Raw genomic sequence first — 19,733 nt, 5'->3', positions numbered from 1 at the left:
AGGTCGGCAGGCGCGATGTATTGCGCCTGCCGACCAACTAGACCCGCCTGCCGAACGACACGCCTTTCCTCCCGCCCGAGAAAATCCGGATATGGACAGAAAGCGAGAGCTTTCGAGCATCGACCTCGCCGCCGTCGTCCGCGAACTGGCAAGCTACGAGGGCGCGAAGGTCGATAAAGCGTACCTCTACGGTGACGACCTCCTGCGCCTCAAAATGCGGGATTTCGACCGGGGACGCCTCGAACTACTCATCGAAGTGGGCGAAATCAAACGCGCCCACACCGCCGCGCCGGAACACGTTCCCGCCGCGCCGGGTAGACCGCCGAACTTCGCCAAGATGTTGCGAAATCGCCTCTCAGGAGCCGATTTCGCGGGCGTCGAACAGTTCGAGTTCGACCGCATCCTCCAGTTCGAGTTCCGGCGTGAGGACGGCGATACGACCATCGTCGCGGAGCTATTCGGACAGGGCAACATCGCTGTGCTAGGCGAGAACTACGAAGTCGTAGACAGCCTCGACACGGTTCGACTCAAATCCCGAACCGTCGCCCCCGGTTCGCGCTACGAGTTCCCCGACTCGCGGGTGAACCCGCTCGAAATCGACTACGAAGAGTTCGAATACCGGATGAACGATTCGGACACCGACGTGGTTCGGACGCTGGCGACCCAACTCAACTTCGGCGGCCTGTACGCGGAGGAGGTTTGTACCCGCGCGAACGTCGAAAAAGCGATGGACATCGCGGACGCGGGCGAGGAGGAGTACGAGCGACTGTACGCCGCCATCGAGCGACTGAAAGAACCGCTGGAGACAGGGGATTTCGACCCGCGCGTTTACTACGAAGACGACACTCGCGTTGACGTGACGCCGTTCCCGCTCGAAGAGTACGAAGAGCGGGACGTGGAAGCGTTCGACTCGTTCAACGCCGCGCTGGACGACTATTTCACGAACCTCGATTTGAGCGACGACGGCGACGGCGGCGGAGCGAACGCCCACGAACCGCAGAAACCGGATTTCCAGAGTCAAATCGAGAAACAACAGCGCATCATCGACCAACAGCAGGGCGCAATCGAGGGCTTCGAACAGCAGGCGGACGTCGAACGCGAGAAGGCCGAACTGCTGTACGGCAACTACGGCTTTGTCGATGAAATCCTCTCGACGGTGCAAAACGCCCGCGCCGAGGACACGCCGTGGGCGGACATCGAAGCCAGATTCGAGGAGGGCGCGGAGCGCGGAATCGAAGCGGCGGCGGCCGTGCAGAGAATCGACGAGAGCGAGGGAACCGTCACCGTCGAAATCGACGACACCGAAATCACCCTGCTTCCGGGCGACGGGGTCGAGAAGAACGCGGACAGATTGTATCAGGAAGCGAAGCGAATCGAGGAAAAAAAGGAAGGTGCACAAGCCGCAATCGAGGACACCCGCGAGGAACTCGAAGCCGTGAAAAAACGAAAGGAGGAGTGGGACGCCGAACCGGCGGAAGCGCGGGACGACGACGAACCGAAGGACATCGACTGGCTGTCGCGGGCGTCGATTCCGATTCGGAACCAAGAGCAGTGGTACGAGCGATTCCGCTGGTTCCGAACCTCCGACGGGTTCCTCGTCATCGGCGGGCGCAACGCCGACCAGAACGAAGAACTGGTCAAAAAATACATGGACAAAACCGACCTGTTCTTCCACTCGCAGGCCCACGGCGGCCCGATTACCATCTTGAAAACGTCCGACCCGAGCGAACCGTCGAAAGACATTGACGTGCCAGACCAAAGCAAAGAGGAGGCCGTCCAGTTCGCGGTATCCTACTCGTCGGTCTGGAAGGACGGACGCTTTTCGGGCGACGCCTACATGGTGTCGCCAGAACAGGTGTCGAAGACGCCCGAAAGCGGCGAATATCTGGAAAAGGGCGCGTTCGCCATCCGCGGCGACCGAACCTACTTCAACGATACGCCGGTCGGCATCGCGGTCGGTATCACCGCCGAACCGAACACTCGCGTCATCGGCGGCCCGCCGTCGGCAATTGAATCGCAGGCCGAAACCCACATCGAAGTCGAACCGGGCCAGTACGCCCAGAACGACGCCGCGAAGCGACTGTACCGCGAGTTCCGTGAGCGATTCAAAGACACCTCCTTCGTTCGCAAGGTGGCGAGTCCCGACCTGATTCAGGAGTTCCTGCCCGCCGGGGGCAGTCGAATGGTGGACTAAGTCAGTTGAACGGTGGACAGAGTTTGTCAGATGGTGAACCGAGACAGTCGAACGGTGAACTGACACGTCCGGTTTTCGCAAAGAAGGGTTAAGCTCTTAGCAAGCGTTCCTCTAGTAGAGTCAGCGGTTTTGCCCGGTGCATAAACCGCGCTCGGGGGATAAAAATGTTCAACGACAGCATCAATTATCTGAAGGACAGTGACGACGCCGCGAAAACCGTGCTCATCGGCGGAGTACTCGCCATCTTCGGCTTCCTCATCATCCCGGCGCTCATCGTGCAAGGCTACGTGATTCGCGTCCTGCGCCACGTGTCGGCGGGCGACAGCGAAGCGCCGACGTTCGGCGATTGGGGAAAACTCACGGTTGACGGCCTGAAAGCCGCCATCATCACGCTCGTCTACTTCCTCGTGCCTGCGATACTCGCCGCGGTATTCGTCGGCGGAGGAGTCGCGCTCGCAAACGACGTGCCGTTTATCGGTGGACTGGTGGCCCTGCTCGGCGGCTTGCTGACCCTGCTTGCGACGCTCGCAGTCTGGTACGTGGTGCCCGCCGCACTCGTCCGGTTTGCCGAGGACGGGACGATGGGGGCGGGATTCGACTACGAATCGCTCACGCCCATCGTCCGCGACAGGGAGTACGCGACCGGCTGGCTCCTCGCACTCGGCGTCATCGTCGTGGCCGGTGTCATCGTGAGCATCGTCGCCGCCGTTCCGCTGATTGGCTGGCTGGCAGCGGTGTTCCTCGGCTTCTACGCGCAGGTGACTGCGGCGTACATCTACGCCCGGTCGTATGCGGAAGCCACCGAACACCAACTGCGTGAGGGGCCGGAAGTGGACGACCGCAGACCGGCGGTCTGATAGTTCACCGTTCCTTTTTGCCCGCGTACAAGAATAGTTGTATCCGGAACAGCTAATTGTCCAGAAAAGCTAGTTTTAGTCGAGAGAATCGTGATAGCCGACGCGCTTCGATACCCTGTTTCCGGCGACCGTCCGCGACGAACGGTCGCCATCGGAATGCTGTTGAGCGCGCTCGGCGTGTTCGTGATTCCGATGGTGTTGGCAGTCGGCTATATCGGGCGAGTGCTGGATTCGAGTTCGCGTGGCGAATCCGTTCCCCCGTTCGAAAACTGGGACGGCCTGTTCGAAAACGGCTTGCTGGCCGGGTTCGTTCTCGTCTGTTATGCCGGTATCGGCGTCGCAGGCTTCGCCGCAATCGCCCTGCTCTCGCTGTTCTTCAACGAAATCGGTTTCGGCGGGGCCTTCGTCGGCGTTCTCTTTTTCGTTTTTCTCGCGCTGTTTCTCCTCGTCGTAGCGTTGCCGGTGTGGTTTTTCCTCCCTGCCTTAGTGACGAACGTCGTGCGAGAACGGCGACTGCATGCTATGCTCGACTGGGAGACGATTCGGTCGGTTTCCTTCGATATGGGGTATCTGCGTCGTTGGTTCGTCGGGTGTTGTTTCGTCGGCGCGGGGTCGGTCGTCTACACCCTTCTCGGCGGAACCATTGCGACGGGCGTTCTCTTCGCCGAGTACGGTGATTCGGCACTCGTGAGCGCCGTTCAAAGCATCGGTCACCTCGTCGGTGCTGGCGTCAACTTCTACTGTCAGGTGGCCGCCGCCTACTGCTTCGGTCGCGGCTATGCGATAGCAACCGACCGTTCGGTGGCGGACGAACAGCACCGACCAACTCGAATTGGTGCGAGCGGGCGACAGACGGGAGAGCGGCGGGAAGAGAACCGACGAATGGGCGAGGAAGAAAAAGGCGAGAAAAAAGTCGTCGCGGGCGGCATCGACGAACGGCCCGAATGGGGGGCAGAAGCCGCGGCGTGGAGGGAACAACGCAGACGCTCCCGACGGTCAAAAAACGGAGAATAATAGAGCGGTTTTAGTTTGTGAACGATGCGTTCGTTTCCGGTGGCTGGTTTTGCTGGCTTTGTGTCGTCTCTTTGAATGCGAGGCCGAACATGTAGCTTCCGGCGAGATAAACCCAGAACATGGCGAACGGGTAGAACACGTAGCCGAGGCCGAAGGTGAAGATGGAGACGATGGAAAACACGACGCCGACCGCCATGAGGATGAAGAACGAAAACAGCGCACCGAAGAAGTATTTCTTGGTGGTCACGACTGGTTTGAGCGTCCCGAAGTCGAATGCCGAACCCATCTTCCCGGTTCGCCCGAGGTTCGTGTACGCCGCCGGAATGATGTACGCAATTGGCAACGAGAGAAGGAATCCAACCAGCACGCCGACGAGGGAGACGATACCCAAACCGGCACCTAATCCGCTCGTGTCCGTGCTGCCTGCGCCGCTAAGTCCGACGACGATCGACACGATGATGATAAGAGTCGGGACAATCGTGTAGGCGAGGTTGACGACGAACGATTTCAGACCCAACATGAGCAGGTTACCCCAATCCTCGAACGCCGGAAGCTCTTCTTCGCCACGCGAAACGGCGGCCAGTGTCTCGATGACGTAGCCCATCGCAATAAGTCCGGGAATGATGAAAAGAGAGAACAGCATCAGGGCACCACCGATGAGTAGTCGTGCGAGGCCGTTGTCCCCCTTCGTCGGATACGATAATGCGTCTTCTAACATACCAGATGGGATATCAGATGGGTCGCATTTAAGCCTGTCTGATAACTTCCAAAATGCACGACCGAACGCTCCGAATAGCAGGGCACTTATCATCGGAACACACAGTTCTAACCATGCAGATACACGACCGAACGTCCCTCGACGGGAATCGCGAGCAAATTACGCTCGTTCCCGAGAGTTTGGACGACCTCTGGCATCTCACCTATCTCCTCGAACCGGGCGACAGCGTCACGGGCGACACGACCCGGCGTATCCAGCGCGCGGACGACCAGATGCGAGATACGGGCGGCGAGCGAGAACACATGCACATCACGCTCGACGTGGAGGACGTGGAGTTCCACCGATTCGCCAACCGCGTCCGCGTCGGCGGCATCATCACGGACTGTTCGAGAGAAGACCAGTTGGGGTTGCATCACACGGTAAACGTCGAAGAACGTGAGAAGATTTCCATTGCGAAGGTGTGGAAACGCGACCAGTTGGACAGACTGGACGACGCCGTCGAGGCGACCGAAAATCCGGACGTCGTCATCGCCACCGTCGAGGAAGGCCAAGCCCACATTCACACCGTCGCGCAGTACGGTGCCGACGAGTACACCTCGTTCAGCGGAACGACCGGCAAAGGCGAGTACGCGGGTGGCCGAACCGAACTGTTCGACCAGTTGGGGTCGGCGTTGTCCCATCTCGACGTGGACGCCATCATCCTCGCCGGGCCGGGGTTCACGAAACAGGACGCCTACGACCATATCGCGGAGAACTATTCCGATTTGACCGACCTCATCACGCAAGTAGACGTGAGTGCGGTCGGCGACAGAGGTGTTCACGAAGTGTTGAAACGCGGTGCCGTCGCCGAGGTGCAAGAGGAGACGCGAATCGGCGAAGAAGCGGAACTCATCGACGAACTGATGCGGCGAATGGCGGAGGGTGCGAAAGCCGCCTACGGTATCGAGGAGGTGGCGAAAGCCGCCGACTTCGGTGCGGTCGAGCGGCTGCTCGTGCTAGACGAACGCCTCCGAAAGGAGCGCGGCGCGCTCGGCGAGGACGAAGCGGGCGGCGAGTGGGCAATCGACGTGAACGAGGTCATCACCGACGTAGAGAGGAAAGGCGGGGACGTGACTGTCTTTTCCCACGAGTTCGCGCCGGGCGAGCAGTTGTCGAACCTCGGCGGAATCGCGGCCCTGCTTCGCTATCGATTGGAGTAATCTCGCCGAAACACGTACAGCATGAGTCCCGCGAGGCCGAGAAAGCCGACGGCGATACCTCGCGCAATCGGACGATTTTGCTCGCGTCGGACTGAATCCCAGTAGACGTAGTAGCCGACGGTCGGCCAGAAAACCAGCAGATAGAGGGCGATTCGAACCACCGCACCGTTTCCGGCGGTCAAGGTTTGGGCGTCCATTCGTGACAGTACGACAGATAGTATCATATCGTTTTTCCATCGGCAGGAACGTTTAACCGAAATCCGAACCAAATTTCGGCTCGATGTGGCTGTATCTGGTGGGGAAGTTGGCCATCGTGGCGGTGTACTATCTCGTCAGGCTCGTCCCAGTCGTCGGCCTCAAACTCTCCGACAGGTACGAACACGAACTGTTCGGCCCGCTGGTTGACGACCTCTCCGTCGCCGACGTTCGCGCGGAGCGGAACGAAAAGATAGGTTCCGACGGCGATTCGAACCAATCCGGTCGTTCCGTCGTTGTCGAACTCCAGTTCGACAACGACAGCACGCTCGATGCGCGAATCATCGGCGGAACGATTCGATTCGGTCACACGGAAGACGGCGAAACAGCCTGCAACCTCGTCTGGACGGACGATTTCGACTCGGTTCCGAAAAACATCGGAACGGCCAAAATCGAGTCGGAGAGTTCCGGAACCCTCCAACTCGAACGTCGTTTCGACGGCGACGAACTGCATTTGGACGGAGAACTTCGGTTGCGACGAATCGTGACGATTCGTGACCGGGAACTGCCGTTCGGCGTCACTAGTTTCACCGTGTCCGAGCAGGCAATTCACGTCGGAGGAGACGGGAAGAAATTGGATGCTGAATCGAAACCGCCAGAGGGAACAGTGGAGCAGTAGATAGTTCCGAGGGGAAAACCGCGATTAGAGTTCGACCGAAAACAGGTCTTCCGCGAATCGAACGTCGCCGTCGTAGTTCTTCGCAACCGAGGACACCATGGCCTCGTGTTTGCCGTCAGTGTGCGGATAGAGATGCGTCAGATACACCCGGTCGATGTCCGCGCCGGAAAGCGCCTCACCGAGTTGCGTTGGCGTCGGGTGATTCGCCACGTCCACTTCGTCGGGGAACGAACAATCGTGGACGAGGACGGAACAGCCGTCCGCGAAAGCTGTGAGTCCCGAAAACGCCTCGCTGTCGCCGCTGAAAGTGAAATCGTCGCCGAATCGGTAGGCGAGGCAGGGCATCGAATGGCGCGCTTCGAAGCCTTCTACGTCGAATCCCGCGACGGAAAACTCCTGTGCTCCGACTTCGCGGACTTGGAGTTCGACTCGCCCGTCGAGATAGTCGTGAACCGAAAGTAGGCCGTCGAGCAGGGCTTTCGTGCCTTTCGGGCCGACGACTTCGAGATGTTCTTCCCCCGCAAGCCAGCGGGCTTTGAGCAGTGGGAGGAGGTCGGAGACGTGGTCTACGTGATGGTGAGTCAGCAGAACGGTAGAGATATTTTCGTAACCGATTCCCGACTGCTGAAGGCGGTGGAGAACGCCACTGCCACAGTCCACGAGGAGGCGATTTCCGTCGTCTTCGACGACGAGGCCGGTTTGAAACCGCTCGCCGGTCGGCATCGCACTTCCCGTGCCGAGGAATGTGACTCGCATGTGTGGATTCCCGTGCGGGAGGGTCAAAAAGGTTCAGCCGTGCCGGAAGGTAACGTTGGGCGTCGGTTCGAGGGAATCACGCCACTAACGATTTGCATTTGCCGTCCGTCTTTCAGCCATGCAGAGCGAGGTTCGCGTCGAGCGGGATTCCAACGGACGCTATCTCGCGGTTTCGCGCGCAATTGACGCCCCGGCGGAGCGCGTCTGGGACGTGCTGACCAATACGGCCTGCTGGCCGAAATGGGGACCGTCGGTGCGGGCGGTGGAGTGTGCCGATAGAAACATTCGACTCGGTTCGACTGGGAGAATCAAAACGCCGCTCGGAATCGAGTTGTCATTCGAAATCACGGCCTACGACGAGTACTACTGGTCGTGGGATGTCGCAGGGCTTCCAGCAACGGGCCACCGAATAGAAGCGTTGACTGACCGGAACGGCTGTCGCGTCGTGTTCTCTCTCCCGCTTTTCGCGGTGGGGTACGTCCCGGTCTGTCAGCGTGCGCTCTCCCGAATCGACCGACTCGCTGACGAAGATTTATAAGCGATGACGGAACCACTCCAGATTACCAGATGGCCCTAACGCTCCGAACAGACAAGTTTCACTTTCACTCCGCTGGCATAACCCTCTTTGTCGCCCGCTTCCAATCCGGAACAAATGGATGGGAGAACGCTGTTGGCCCGGGAGGGGGTAGAGTTCGACCCGGAGTCGGTCGAACTCGCGGACGGGGAGGTGTTAGACCTCCTCGAACCAGCAGTCAGGAAATGGTGGGTCGAAGCGTTCGGCGAGTTCGTTCCCGAAAACGGCGGTTTTTTCACGCCGCCACAGCGCGACGCGATTCCGTTGATTCACGGGCGGGAAAACGCCCTCATCGCCTCTCCGACTGGAAGCGGGAAGACGCTCGCTTCCTTCACCGCGATTCTGAACGAACTGTTTCGCCGGGAGCGCGAATTCGGACTCGAAAACTCGGTGTACTGCCTCTACGTCTCCCCGCTGAAGTCGCTGGCGAACGACATCCACAGAAACCTCGAAGTGCCACTGTCGGGCATTCGGGAAAAGATGGCAGATGACGAGTCGGGCGGAGAGAGCGGAGAATCGGCGGCGAGCGCCGCCGATTCTCCCAAGTCAGAAACCGCCGAAGGTTCTTCAGACTCAGCCCGAGCAGTAAGCGAGGTTCGTCACGCGATTCGACACGGCGACACGGATTCGTCAGCGCGACAGAAGATGCTGAAGGAGACGCCGCACATCCTCAACACGACGCCGGAAACCCTCGCCATTCTGCTCAACTCGCCGAAATTCAAGGAAAAACTCAGAACCGTCGAATACGTCGTGGTGGACGAAATCCACAGCCTTGCAGACGGAAAAAGAGGGACGCATCTGTCGGTTAGTTTGGAGCGACTCGAAAATCTCGCCCACGACTCCCCGACCAGAATCGGTTGTTCGGCGACCGTCGAACCGCTGTCGGACATCGCGGAATTTCTGGTCGGTCGAAAATCGCCCGGCGGAGAGAGTCGGGAGTACGAAATCGTCGATACTCGATTCGTCCGCGAATTCGACCTCGAACTACACTCCCCGACGGACGACCTGATTCACACGTCTCGGGAGACGGTGCAAGACCGGTTCTACCACCAACTGAACGACCTCATCCAAAATCATACGAACACCCTCGTCTTCACCAACACGCGCTCCGGGGCGGAGCGCGTGTTACAGAACCTCCGCAAGCAGTTCGACGGCTACGACGAGGACAATTCGGGCTGTCACCACGGCAGTCTCTCGAAGGAAGCCCGCCAACGAATCGAGGGGCGGTTGAAGGATGGCGACTTGGACGTGGTGACGACTTCCACGAGCCTCGAACTCGGCATCGACATGCCACACGTCGATTTGGTGGTGCAAGTCGGCTCGCCGAAAAGCGTCGCTTCCCTGCTTCAGCGCGTCGGACGCGCAGGCCACCAACTCGGGCAGACGGTCACCGGCCGGGTCATCGCCCTCGATAGGGACGAACTGATAGAGTGTGCGGTCATGCTGAAGAAAGCGGAGGAGGGCTTCGTAGACCGCGTTTTCGTCCCCAAGCAGGCGCAGGACGTGGCGGCCCAGCACGTCTACGGGATGGCAATTAACGAGATTCGCCCCGAGAGCGAACTAAAAGCCACGCTCCAGCGAGCTTACCCCTACCGAAACTACGACGACGAACAGTGGGAATCACTTCTGCGCTATCTGACCGCAGAGTACGACGGACTTGAGGACAAGAACGTCTACGCGAAGGTGTGGCGCGACGGCAACGACCCGCCGGATGGCGAGTACCACTATCCGGAGTACCCGGTCGATGAAACGCTGATGGGAAAACGGGGTCGCCTCGCCCGCGTCATCTACATGACCAACATCGGGACGATTCCGGATTCGTTTTCCTGCGACGTGGTCACCCGGGCCGACAACGAATGGGTCGGCGACTTGGACGAAAACTACCTCGACACGCTCGAAAAGGGCGACGTGTTCGTCCTCGGCGGCCAGCATTTCGAATACCGCTACCGCCGCGGGTCGAAGGTGTACGCCGACCGAACCAACGCCCGCCCGACGGTTCCCTCGTGGTTTTCGGAACGACTGCCACTTTCCTACGACCTCGGGCAGGAAATCGCGGCGTTCCAAGGCGAACTCCTCTCGCGGCTTTCAGACCGCGGCAAACCGGCAGTCCGGGTGTGGCTTCGTGAGTTCCCGCTGGACGAAAACAGCGTCCGTGCAATCGCCCGGATGTTCGACGAACAGGTTCGCTACGCCGGTTCCGAAAGCGTCAGCACCGAAAATCGCCTCTCCATCGAAATCGAGATGGACAGAGACGAGTACAAACGCCACTACTACGTCCACTCAAACTACGGGCGAAAGTTCAACGACGGCCTCTCCCGCGTCGTCGCCTACCGTTGCGCCCAGTCGGCAAACACCAACGTCACGGTAGCAGTCGCGGACAACGGATTTACCGTCTCCATGCCGCTGAACAGAAAGGTAGACGTTCCGGCCATCCTCCGCGATATTTCGCCGGACGAACTGCGCGAGGATTTACGGTCTGCGCTGTCGGGTACCGACTTACTCCAGCGCTATTTCCGCATCAACGCCACGCGCTCGCTGATGATTCTCAAACGCTACAAAGGGTACGAGAAATCCGCCAGCGAACAGCAGGTGTCGAGCGAGATGTTGCTCGGGTTCGCCGACGAGTTGGACGAGTTCGCCGTCATGGAAGAAACGTATCGGGAAATCATCGAGGACAAACTCGCGCTGTCGGCCGTCGAGGACATCCTCGGGAAGATACAGTCCGGCGATATCGACGTCGTCCAACATCGAGTGCAATCCCCGACCCCCAGAGCGTTCGGCCTCGCAACTCTGATGGCGAGCGACGTCGTTCTCGCTGAGGACGAGAGCGCGGTTTTGCAGGAGTTTCACGAGCGCGTTCTAGAGGAAATCGATGGAAGCGAATCAAAGAACAGCGCTGACGGCGAGGTAGCACAGTCAAAGTGACTTCGTTGCCAGAAAATAATAAACGGCTCGTCCGACTCAGGGCTGGAGCGTGAGCGTCTCCGATCCACTCTCGCCGCTTGCGAGCGTATAGTCGATAGTCACATCGACGGATTTTCCGCCCATCTCGACTAGCGAGTCGTTCGATTCGAATCGTGAGAGAAAAACGCCCGCGGTCGAACCGGACGAGAGGATGGCGTTTGCGTCGGCGCTGTCCGACCAGCCATCGGCATCCATATCGAAGGTTCGAGGGAGCGATGCGCCAGCGCTTACGTCGGTCACGCCAGCCTGCACGTCCGATTCGACGTAGATTTCGCTCTCCCACTTGCCGATTGCTTCGGTGCGACACCACAGACCGTCGATGCTGGTGTCGGCGGGCGTGACGGTCATTTCGGTGAGCGTCATCTCCGTCCCGGCGTTGTTCGTGACGCTGAACTCCACGGCACACTGTTTCGTGCTACTGTCGTGGGAAATGTCGGTCGCCGTCGCGTCGTTGCCATACGTGAGGTCTGCGGTGGTGCCGTCGGTCGGCGTGACGGTGAACGATTTCGTTCCGCTCGTCCCGCCGACGGTGTAGTCGATGCTAATGTCCATGGATTCGCCGACCATCTCGACGGGCGTGGTGCCGGACTCGAATCGGCCGAGCGAGACGGTGGCCGAGGAACCGGCGGAGAGAATGGCGTTGGCGTCGGCGGAATCGTCCCACCCATCAGCATCCAAGTCAAGCGTCGTAGGGAGACTCGTGGCACCGCTTACGTCCGTCACACCGGTTTGCACGTCCGCGTCGATGTACAGCTCGCTGACCCACTCGCCGACGGAATCGCTGTTGTCGTACAGACGGTCGATGCTGGTGTCGGCGGAAGTGATTGACATTCCGGTGATGGTGAGGTTCGAATCGGCTTCGTTCGTGAGGTCGAACTGAACCCCTGCCTTCGTCGTGTCGCTGACGTGAGGGATTTCAACGGCAGTTGCACCGCTGTACGAGGGTTCTGTCGGGGAAGTCCCGTCATCTGGAAGCGGACACGCTTCGTCGTAGGTAATGCCGCTTTTCGAGACGCCGCTTGTTGGCAGAATAGCGGTTCCGTCAACGTTGATGTTCGTGTTCTCGACGGAACAGTTGTCCGAGTTCATGAAGTCGATACCCGGTGCCCCGCCAGTCGTTTCGATACAGGAGTTTCGAACGACTGAACCGGGGCGGTTTTCGAGGACAACGACGCCCTTGTATATGAATCCGTTGTCGTTCGTTCTGAACTCCCCGTTGCCGTTGATGGTGACATTGTCGATGGTCAACCCCCACGGTTTTTCTGGAATTTGATGGGTGCTACCTCGCTGGTCTTCAGGGCCAAGGGCCAATATCGCAGGCATCCCGTCGCTGTCTGTGAGTTCGACCGTAATCGTGGTGTCCTTGATTTCGAGGTTACCGTCGCATGGATTGACGCGGATTGCTCCCATGGAATCGTTGTAGGTAGAGAGCATCTTGATGTCGCAGTTGTAGACGCCGCCGCCGGATTTTCCGAACTGGGCACTGCTGAAGTAGATACCTTGCGCGCCAGTCGGGGATTCGTCTTCGGAGGTGTCAGGGTCGTCGTCAATAAAGACGTTGTCCGGATGGTCGTTGTCGGTGTCCATGACGATTTCACTGTTGTGGAGTTCCGAACCCGCACCGGTTCGAATGGCGGCCATGTCGTTGTTGGCGAAATAGAAATCCTCGAAAATAACTTTTCCGTCGTGTTTGCCGGTGTAGAGGCCGCCGTCTCCACCCTGATTCTCGATGCGACAATTTTTGAACCTGACGAGTCCGTCGTGATTCCGGTTTATGTGTCCACCACCGTCCGATTCGCCATGTCCGACGAATACCGACGGGCCGGTTTTCTTGTAGTTGACGACGTTAGCTTCGCCGGCCGAGTCGTACAGTATCACGTGAATCGATTCGCGGCAGTACGGTTCCTGACCGGAGAAACCAATGGTCTCCACGTCGTGAACTTCGATGTTGTCCTGTCCTTCGAGAATGAGACCGATGTCGCCACCCTCCTTCTGCTTCGTGTTATCGAATGTTACGTTCTCGATGAGCACACCGTCCGAGCTATAGGTGGAGAAGACGAAGTTTTCCGAGTTGCCGTCTGATGTGCGGAACACCACGTCACCGGGACTGGTTCCCGTGCCGCGAATACCCCAGTTCTTGAGCGTTCCATAAACGAAGGCATTGTCCGAGTTGCCGCTCGGGAAGACGTACTCACCCGGTGGCACCTCGATGAGCGTGTCGTCGTCAGTTGGCGGTGGGATTTCGACATCGCCATCCGGGTCCCACCCGAGGTCGTCGACCGCGTCCACTACCGTGCTGAACGAGATTCCCTTGCGCGTCGTTGCGGCACTCACCGACCCAGTTGCGACAGCGCCAGCAAATGCGGCCCCCGTGACGGCAGTCGCGCCTAGTTTCAAATAATCGCGTCGTCGGCAGGATTCGATGTCTTCGTCGGTCTCGCGTTGTCCAGTATCTTCTTTTTCGGAATTCACATTATTCTAACTCTATCATAATAATATAATTATTTTTCCAATTATCTTAATATAGAATGGCCTTGTACCCACCATTGACCCCGTGTGTACGGGCGAGGCAGGACGGCGAACCTGTACGATTCTGTTGCTGATAGTGAACGCCGAAATGTGAAAAACAGTATCCAGTTTCGTTACTCCACCAACAGCGTTTCCAGTGCGTTCGGCACGACCAGCACCTCGCTTCCGGGTTCGACTGCGTCCAAAATCGACTCGCGGGCGTACATCAAGCAGTCTTCAACGATTTCCGGATGCTCGCTTCCCGTCACGTACACGTCGTGGTCGCGCAGCGCGCGCGCCACGACGAACGCCCGCTGTGCGCCCGGTTCGTATCCTGCGCGCATCGCTTCGTACAACGACCCGGCGTCCTCGGCGTCGGCGAGTCGGTCGTAAAACCGCCGTTCGCCACGACCTTCACCCGCACCCTCAGGAAGTTCGGCGGGGACGACGACGCGACCGCCAGAACGCAGTGGATTTCGGTCGCCGAGGACGACGTAGGTCGCGGCGCGCGAGGCTTGATAGAGATTGGTCGCTTTCGTGTCCGGAACGCCCGCGACGACTGCGTCGAATTGTTCTTCGACCTGAACCGACAGTACTTCTTTCGCGGTTTCTGCGAGGTTGAAAACCACATCGCGGTGGTGCCCTGCACTTGCTCCGAGAATCCCGCTCGGCCCGTGTGTAACGTTCAGACAGAAATCGACGCCGATTACGTCGCCCGCCGAATTGAGCGTTTCGCGGAAAGGATTGTCCTCGATTCGACCCAGTCGGACACCGTCGTGCGCGAGCATCTCCGGCCCGTGCGTGTAGCGAATGAGCGATTCGCCACCCGCGCCGATTGCCACCGTCTTCGCCCCGCCGGAAAAGCCCGCGTACTGGTGGGGTTCGACCATCCCCGTCGAAAGCACGCGGTCAGCGTCCGCGACAGTCGGGTTCAGTTCGATTGGGATTTCGTCGTCGCCCGATTCCACCCGGCCGACTTCGACCACGGAATCGGCGTCGTGGTTCTCGGCGAGGTCTGCGTGTTCGCCGAGAGCGTCCGCGATTTCCTCGTCGGACATTGGCCGGTGCAAACCGAGGCCGATGACGACCGTGATTTGGTTTCGGGGAACGCCCGCCTCTTTGAGTTCCGAGAGAAGCACGTCCAACAGAATATCGTCCGGGGTCGCGCGAGTCACGTCCGTGACGACGATTGCGACGGTTTCGTCGGGTGAGACGATTTCGGAAAGCAGTGGCCCGTGTGGAGTTTCGACCGCCTCCTCGGCGGCCTCACGGGGGTCAATTGCGCTTCCGCCGGGAGGTTCGAGAACGGTCACGTCGCAGTCTGGAAGCGAGAGATTCGAGAGATTGCCAAGGTTCACACACCGAAATACGAATCCGACCCACGAAAACGTTCACGTCGCCCAATCGACCATTCGGTCGTACAGCGGAGCAGAGCGGAGGGCGGTTTCGTCGCCGACGAGGACGAGAGCTTTTTTCGCCCGAGTGAGCGCGACGTTCACCCGGCGATAGTCGTCGAAAATCGGACTGTCCAAATCACCTGTCGCAACAAAGGAAACGATGATGGCCTCCTTGCTCGACCCTTGGAACCTGTCCACCGTATCGACCGCGACCGAATCCGGAACCCGGCGCGAGATTTCCGCGACCTGCGCCCGGAACGGCGCAATGACGCCGATGTCTTCGTGATTGACGCCTGCCTCCGCGAACTGGGACACGAGTTCTTTCACGCGCTCTGCCTCTCCCGGATTCGTGTTGCCGACCGCCTTCCCGCCGGAATCGGCGAACGTTACCCAGCCGTCGAGTTCCACCGGAAGCGCTTCCGTATCGACTCCGGGGATGTCGGCGAGTCGCTGGCCAGCGACCTCGCCGTTTGCAGGGCGAAGCACCCCGTCGTAGAACTCCTGCGACGAAAACGCCTGAATCTGCTGGGCCATCCGATACTGACGTTCGAGCATGACCGATGCGTCGGGATACTGTTCCACGAGTCGTTCGAACAGCGATTCGGAAAGGTCGCCGCTCACGGCTTCATCGTTCGCGCTTTCCGCGGAGTGTGACTCCGAGTTTTCCGCTCTCACGACAGGCGGCAGTTGGTGATGGTCGCCGACCAGAACGAACCGCTCCGCGAGGTTGATTGCCGCGAGAGTCGCCGGTTCGGTCAACTGCGAGGCTTCGTCCACGAGTGCCACGTCGAAGGCCTGTTCGCGCATGATACGCGAGCCACAGGTCGCGGTCGTCGCGGCGACGACGCTCGCCTGTTTGAGTTCCGCGGCGCGCGTTCCGGGGTCGCCGCCGTACTCCAATCGAACGTCCTGCATATCCTCACGAACGCCGTTTTCCGTGCCGACGCGAACGATGTCTTCGAAGCCTTGTTCCCGCAGGGCTTCCAGCGCGTTGTCCACCGCGCGATTCGTGAACGCCGAGAGTAAAACCCGGTTGTCGTCCTCAACCAGCGCCCGAATCGTCCGTGCGATGGTGTAGGTTTTTCCGGTACCCGGTGGGCCGTGAATGAGGGCACAGTCCTCGGCGTTGACCGCCAAATTGACTGCCGCGTTCTGCGATTCGTTGTTCTGGATGTAGGCTTCGTTTTGCTCCGCAAACTCGGGTTCTTGCTCCCCGAACAGGACGGCTTTCCGTCGCGGGTCGCCCTTCAAAAGAGCGTCGTGAAGCGCGGTGAGCATCCTGTCCGCGGACAGTTCCGAGGGATACACGTCGAGTCGGTGCAGTTCGACCGGTTCGTCGGTCGTGACGACGATTTCTGTTCCCAATTTCTTCACTCGCGCCAGTTCGCCGTGGCCGTCAACCGGGTGCCCGTCGCTGGCCAGCACCACGTCGCCCTCTCGAATCTTCGAAACCGCGTCGTCCGTCTTTTTCGCGCGGAGTTCCCAGCGCTCCCCCTCGATTTGGGTTTGTCCCGCGGGTTCCAAACCGATGAGTGCGCGGTCGTCGTCCGCGCGTTCTTCTGCCGTCTGCTTCCACAGTTTGGCGTACTCCGCGTGGGTTGCCCGTCGTTCTTTCTCGATTTCCCGGTACTTTCGGTCGAAGTACTCGCGCTCGTGTTCCGGAATCGGCGTGCCGATTTGCCCGGCTTTCGACTCCTGTCCGAGGCGGCCCGAGACGACCATACAGGTGTCCTTCTCGAAACAGTACTGGCACTTCGCGTTCGCCTCGTAGCCCGTCGGAACGCCCATGTCGAACTCCATCGCCGCGATTTCGTTGCGGGTTCTGACGACGAATTCGAGCAGGCCCTTCGCAATCGAGAACTCCTTCGCGGGCGAGAGGTCGCCGGATTCCTCGGTTCTGTCCAAGGCGGAGTTTTTCGTGTAGAGCAGGGTTCCCGTGTCCGCCGGAACGTCGCGCTCTTGCAGGAGCAGGGCGTAGCAGGCCGCCTGAATCTTGTCCTGAAATCGCGGGTCGCGGTTCGTGTTCTTGCCAGTCTTCAACTCGACCGGCATCCCGCGCCGGAGGGCGTCGCATCGTCCTTTGATGCCGAATCGCTCGCTGATGAGCGTGTATTCGCTTCGCCAGTCGTCCGTGTCGTCCAGCACGCCCTGTTCGAGCCACCCCTCGATTGCGGCGGCGTTCTGGCGCACTTCGCCCGCGACTTCGTCGGTTTCGCGTCCGAGCAGGCCGAGTTCGAGGCCCGCTTCCTCGACCCGTTCGTCTATCGAGTCGTCCAACTCCCGCCCCCGGAGTAGGTCGCCGAACACCTCGTGGACGATTGTCCCTTTGATGACCGGATAGTTGAGTGGGATTCCGGACAGTTTGTTCAGATAGTACATCCGGGGGCACTGCACCCACGAGCGAACGTCGGTCACGTTCACCAGAAAGCCGGGTTCGACCACGACGTAGGATTCCTTGCTCGTCGCGTAGGTCGCTTCTCCGTCGAACTCGGACTCCTCGGCGTCCGTTACCAGCAGTTCCATGCCTTCTTCGAGGAGTTCCGCGCTCTCCGTCCACTTGCCCCACAGCGTCACCGTCTTCGGCGCGTCATCGTCCGGTTTGACGAGTATTTCCGCGAGTTCGCGCTCGCCGTACCGAGTGGTCACGGTTCGTACCTCGCCCGGCTCGGCGACAGTCCCCCGTATATTCACGAGGTTTTGTATAGTGTCTCACCGAAAAATTCTATCGATTGCTGCGAGGGGTTTGGGATGGGCTTGGTGTAGTAGTGTTGTTAGTTGTTGCCGGTTTTGGATACAGGAATAGTGGCTTCTTCTCGTATGAAATCATCTCATATCGGCGGATTACAATTCCCGACTCCAATGAAACCGCCACAACGACGAAATCAGCAGTACGCGATTGAGATTGGGTAGTTTTTCGATAGCAATTCACGACAACATATGACCGCCACCGCCACCGCGCTCGCGGCTTCGCCGCTCGCAATCGAGATTCTACGAAATCTCGTTCGCCACACGCCTCCCCAACCGATTCGCTCACTCGCTGGCGCTCGTTCACTCATCCCTCGCGCGACTTTCTCTCACCTTCTCGGACGTGAAGTCCTCGAAGGCTCGTTAGCGCGCGCCACATGGCAAATTCGGAAGTCCGGAATCTTCACAAACCATCGTGGCGCGTGCGCCAGCAGGCCCGAGGCACGTGCCGCCGAGGGTCTGCTGGCTGTCACGCGAGGGACGACTGAACGAAGTGAAGGAGTCGGTTGGGGAGGAATGTGGTCGTCGGGGTGCGGTGGCGGTTTCATTGGAGTCGTGATTTGCTCCCGATTCTCCACTAACCTCACGTTCGTATTGCTGATTTCGCCGTCGGGGCGGTCATGTGTTGTCGTGATTACCTAACGTCTCTTTTGAACATATTCCAGCGACGATACACACAGGCAGTCCACACTTCACCACGCGTATTCGTCGCGGGGGTCGCGGTCGTCGCGCTCCGAATCATACGCGTGCTGACCATCGACGAAAACGTGCGCCGCGTCAGAAGTGATTTCGAACGGTTCGCCATCCCATACGACAACGTCCGCATCAGTGCCTTCTTCCAACGTCCCCACACGGTCTTCGATTCCCAGAATCTCGGCGGGGTTGCGGGTCACGGTTTCCAAGGCAACCTCCTCGGGAAGACCCTCCCGAATCGCCAAGCCGACACAGACGTCCAGATGCTCCTGCGGGAGCACCGGCGCGTCGGTCTGGATGGCGACTTTCACACCTGCATCGTGGAGGATTCCAGCGGTTTCGAACGTAATATTCGACAGTTCGTACTTCGCACCCGAATAGAGCGATGGTCCAACGATGGCTGGCACGTCGCGTTTTACGAACTCGTCGGCGAGGACGTGGCCCTCTGTCGCGTGTTCGATGGAAAGGTCGGCAACACCGAACTCGTCTGCAATACGAAAGACGGTCGCAATGTCGTCCGCGCGGTGGGCGTGAACGCGAAGCGGGAGGTCGCCCTCCACGACTCGCGCGAGGTTTTCCAGTCCCAAATCTCGGTCGAATGGGTCGCCGTCCTCCTCGGCCTTCTCGCGTCGGGAAACGTAATCCTCGGCGTCCATGAGCGCCTGTCGGAGGGTGGCCGCGATTCCGGGCCGCGTGGTGGGTTCGCGCCCGTTCTGGTCGCCGTGAACGCGCTTCGGGTTCTCGCCCAGCGCGGCCTTCATGCCGTCTTCCTGAATCAGCATTTCGTCGGCGAGGTCGCCGTAGGTTTTCATCGAGCAGATGATTCCACCGACGACGTTCGCGCTTCCCATTCGGGCGCTGACGGTCGTCACGCCGCCCTGATAGGCGTGTTGCAGTTCCTCGTCGCGCGGGTGGAAGCCATCGAGCGCGTTGACGTGCGGCGTCACGGGGTCGGTAAGTTCGTTCACGTCGCCGTCTTCCGGTTCGCCCCACTCGCCCATCCCGGCGTGGCTGTGGGCCTCCACGAGTCCCGGCGTGACCGGTTTTCCACCTGCGTCGATGACCTCGGCGTCCTCCGGTACGTCAACGTCCGTATCCGCGCCGACCGCGACGATTTCGCCGTCCTCGAACAGCACGGTTCCGTTTTCGATAGTGCCTGCTTCGGAAACCGTGTGAACCGCTCCATTGACAATTGCCTGCATTGCACAACCCTTCGTAATGAGGGAAATTAGTGTTTCGG

15 protein-coding genes are annotated in these 19,733 nt (G+C 59.6%); 8 read left to right on the top strand and 7 right to left on the bottom strand.

The window, feature by feature from the left end:
- Positions 1-91 precede the first annotated feature (91 nt).
- From rqcH to HL45_RS05330, 3 genes are all read left to right on the top strand, one after another.
- Positions 92-2,194 carry a ribosome rescue protein RqcH gene (gene rqcH, locus HL45_RS05340; RefSeq protein WP_049970122.1) on the top strand — a complete coding sequence of 701 codons (2,103 nt, stop codon included), beginning with the start codon at positions 92-94 and terminating at the stop codon, positions 2,192-2,194.
- Positions 2,195-2,358: 164 nt separating this feature from the next.
- Positions 2,359-3,051, top strand: coding sequence for a DUF4013 domain-containing protein (locus HL45_RS05335; RefSeq protein ID WP_049970121.1), 693 nt, complete (start codon positions 2,359-2,361; stop codon positions 3,049-3,051).
- Between the two features lie 90 nt (positions 3,052-3,141).
- Positions 3,142-4,065: a DUF4013 domain-containing protein gene (locus HL45_RS05330; protein ID WP_049970120.1), complete on the top strand. Its 924-nt coding sequence runs from the start codon at positions 3,142-3,144 to the stop codon at positions 4,063-4,065.
- A gap of 10 nt (positions 4,066-4,075) precedes the next feature.
- Here the strand turns inward: HL45_RS05330 and HL45_RS05325 are convergent, their stop codons facing one another.
- Complete coding sequence (locus HL45_RS05325; RefSeq protein WP_049970119.1) at positions 4,076-4,783, bottom strand: DUF4013 domain-containing protein; 708 nt, start codon at positions 4,781-4,783, stop codon at positions 4,076-4,078.
- A gap of 113 nt (positions 4,784-4,896) precedes the next feature.
- Between HL45_RS05325 and HL45_RS05320 the strand changes: the two genes are divergently transcribed.
- Positions 4,897-5,982 carry an mRNA surveillance protein pelota gene (locus HL45_RS05320; RefSeq protein WP_049970118.1) on the top strand — a complete coding sequence of 362 codons (1,086 nt, stop codon included), beginning with the start codon at positions 4,897-4,899 and terminating at the stop codon, positions 5,980-5,982.
- Here HL45_RS05320 and HL45_RS05315 read toward each other — a convergent pair.
- Positions 5,967-6,179 carry a hypothetical protein gene (locus HL45_RS05315; protein ID WP_049970117.1) on the bottom strand — a complete coding sequence of 71 codons (213 nt, stop codon included), beginning with the start codon at positions 6,177-6,179 and terminating at the stop codon, positions 5,967-5,969. The two genes, HL45_RS05320 and HL45_RS05315, sit on opposite strands and share 16 nt — an antisense overlap.
- A gap of 83 nt (positions 6,180-6,262) precedes the next feature.
- Here HL45_RS05315 and HL45_RS05310 point away from each other — a divergent pair, with 83 nt between their 5' ends.
- Positions 6,263-6,856, top strand: a complete 594-nt coding sequence (locus HL45_RS05310) for a hypothetical protein (protein WP_049970116.1) — start codon at positions 6,263-6,265, stop codon at positions 6,854-6,856.
- Between the two features lie 24 nt (positions 6,857-6,880).
- Here HL45_RS05310 and HL45_RS05305 read toward each other — a convergent pair whose 3' ends face one another.
- A complete protein-coding gene (locus tag HL45_RS05305) occupies positions 6,881-7,612 on the bottom strand; it encodes an MBL fold metallo-hydrolase (RefSeq protein WP_049970115.1) in 732 nt (243 codons plus the stop codon).
- Positions 7,613-7,730: 118 nt separating this feature from the next.
- Here HL45_RS05305 and HL45_RS05300 point away from each other — a divergent pair, with 118 nt between their 5' ends.
- Positions 7,731-8,150 (top strand): SRPBCC family protein, encoded by a 420-nt coding sequence (locus HL45_RS05300; RefSeq protein WP_049970114.1) that lies wholly within the window; start codon positions 7,731-7,733, stop codon positions 8,148-8,150.
- A 114-nt stretch (positions 8,151-8,264) separates the two neighbouring features.
- A complete protein-coding gene (locus HL45_RS05295; protein ID WP_049970113.1) occupies positions 8,265-11,111 on the top strand; it encodes an ATP-dependent helicase in 2,847 nt (948 codons plus the stop codon).
- Between the two features lie 36 nt (positions 11,112-11,147).
- On the opposite strand, the gene HL45_RS05290 is transcribed toward HL45_RS05295, so the two are convergent.
- From HL45_RS05290 to HL45_RS05280, 3 genes are all read right to left on the bottom strand, one after another.
- Positions 11,148-13,622: a hypothetical protein gene (locus tag HL45_RS05290; protein WP_049970112.1), complete on the bottom strand. Its 2,475-nt coding sequence runs from the start codon at positions 13,620-13,622 to the stop codon at positions 11,148-11,150.
- A gap of 170 nt (positions 13,623-13,792) precedes the next feature.
- Entirely contained in the window at positions 13,793-15,016 is a 1,224-nt protein-coding gene (locus tag HL45_RS05285; protein WP_049970111.1) for a lactate racemase domain-containing protein, read from the bottom strand.
- Positions 15,017-15,049: 33 nt separating this feature from the next.
- Complete coding sequence (locus HL45_RS05280; RefSeq protein ID WP_049970110.1) at positions 15,050-17,746, bottom strand: AAA domain-containing protein; 2,697 nt, start codon at positions 17,744-17,746, stop codon at positions 15,050-15,052.
- A 246-nt stretch (positions 17,747-17,992) separates the two neighbouring features.
- Here HL45_RS05280 and HL45_RS20285 point away from each other — a divergent pair, with 246 nt between their 5' ends.
- Positions 17,993-18,442: a hypothetical protein gene (locus HL45_RS20285; RefSeq protein WP_144240014.1), complete on the top strand. Its 450-nt coding sequence runs from the start codon at positions 17,993-17,995 to the stop codon at positions 18,440-18,442.
- A gap of 50 nt (positions 18,443-18,492) precedes the next feature.
- Here the strand turns inward: HL45_RS20285 and HL45_RS05275 are convergent, their stop codons facing one another.
- A complete protein-coding gene (locus HL45_RS05275; protein ID WP_049970109.1) occupies positions 18,493-19,695 on the bottom strand; it encodes an amidohydrolase in 1,203 nt (400 codons plus the stop codon).
- Between the last annotated feature and the right edge of the window lie 38 nt (positions 19,696-19,733).

Source organism: Haladaptatus cibarius D43 (assembly GCF_000710615.1).
GTDB classification, from domain to species: domain Archaea; phylum Halobacteriota; class Halobacteria; order Halobacteriales; family Haladaptataceae; genus Haladaptatus; species Haladaptatus cibarius.
Note: the sequence above shows the minus strand (reverse complement) of the source record. Positions and strands in the feature narration are given on the sequence as shown.

Excerpts from the sequence above, each read along its gene's own strand:
- rqcH (WP_049970122.1), top strand. The coding sequence starts at position 92 with ATGGACAGAAAGCGAGAGCTTTCGAGCATCGACCTCGCCGCCGTCGTC.
- HL45_RS05335 (WP_049970121.1), top strand. The coding sequence starts at position 2,359 with ATGTTCAACGACAGCATCAATTATCTGAAGGACAGTGACGACGCCGCG.
- HL45_RS05325 (WP_049970119.1), bottom strand. The coding sequence starts at position 4,783 with ATGTTAGAAGACGCATTATCGTATCCGACGAAGGGGGACAACGGCCTC.
- HL45_RS05320 (WP_049970118.1), top strand. The coding sequence starts at position 4,897 with ATGCAGATACACGACCGAACGTCCCTCGACGGGAATCGCGAGCAAATT.
- HL45_RS05315 (WP_049970117.1), bottom strand. The coding sequence starts at position 6,179 with ATGGACGCCCAAACCTTGACCGCCGGAAACGGTGCGGTGGTTCGAATC.
- HL45_RS05310 (WP_049970116.1), top strand. The coding sequence starts at position 6,263 with ATGTGGCTGTATCTGGTGGGGAAGTTGGCCATCGTGGCGGTGTACTAT.
- HL45_RS05305 (WP_049970115.1), bottom strand. The coding sequence starts at position 7,612 with ATGCGAGTCACATTCCTCGGCACGGGAAGTGCGATGCCGACCGGCGAG.
- HL45_RS05300 (WP_049970114.1), top strand. The coding sequence starts at position 7,731 with ATGCAGAGCGAGGTTCGCGTCGAGCGGGATTCCAACGGACGCTATCTC.
- HL45_RS05295 (WP_049970113.1), top strand. The coding sequence starts at position 8,265 with ATGGATGGGAGAACGCTGTTGGCCCGGGAGGGGGTAGAGTTCGACCCG.
- HL45_RS20285 (WP_144240014.1), top strand. The coding sequence starts at position 17,993 with ATGACCGCCACCGCCACCGCGCTCGCGGCTTCGCCGCTCGCAATCGAG.
- HL45_RS05275 (WP_049970109.1), bottom strand. The coding sequence starts at position 19,695 with ATGCAGGCAATTGTCAATGGAGCGGTTCACACGGTTTCCGAAGCAGGC.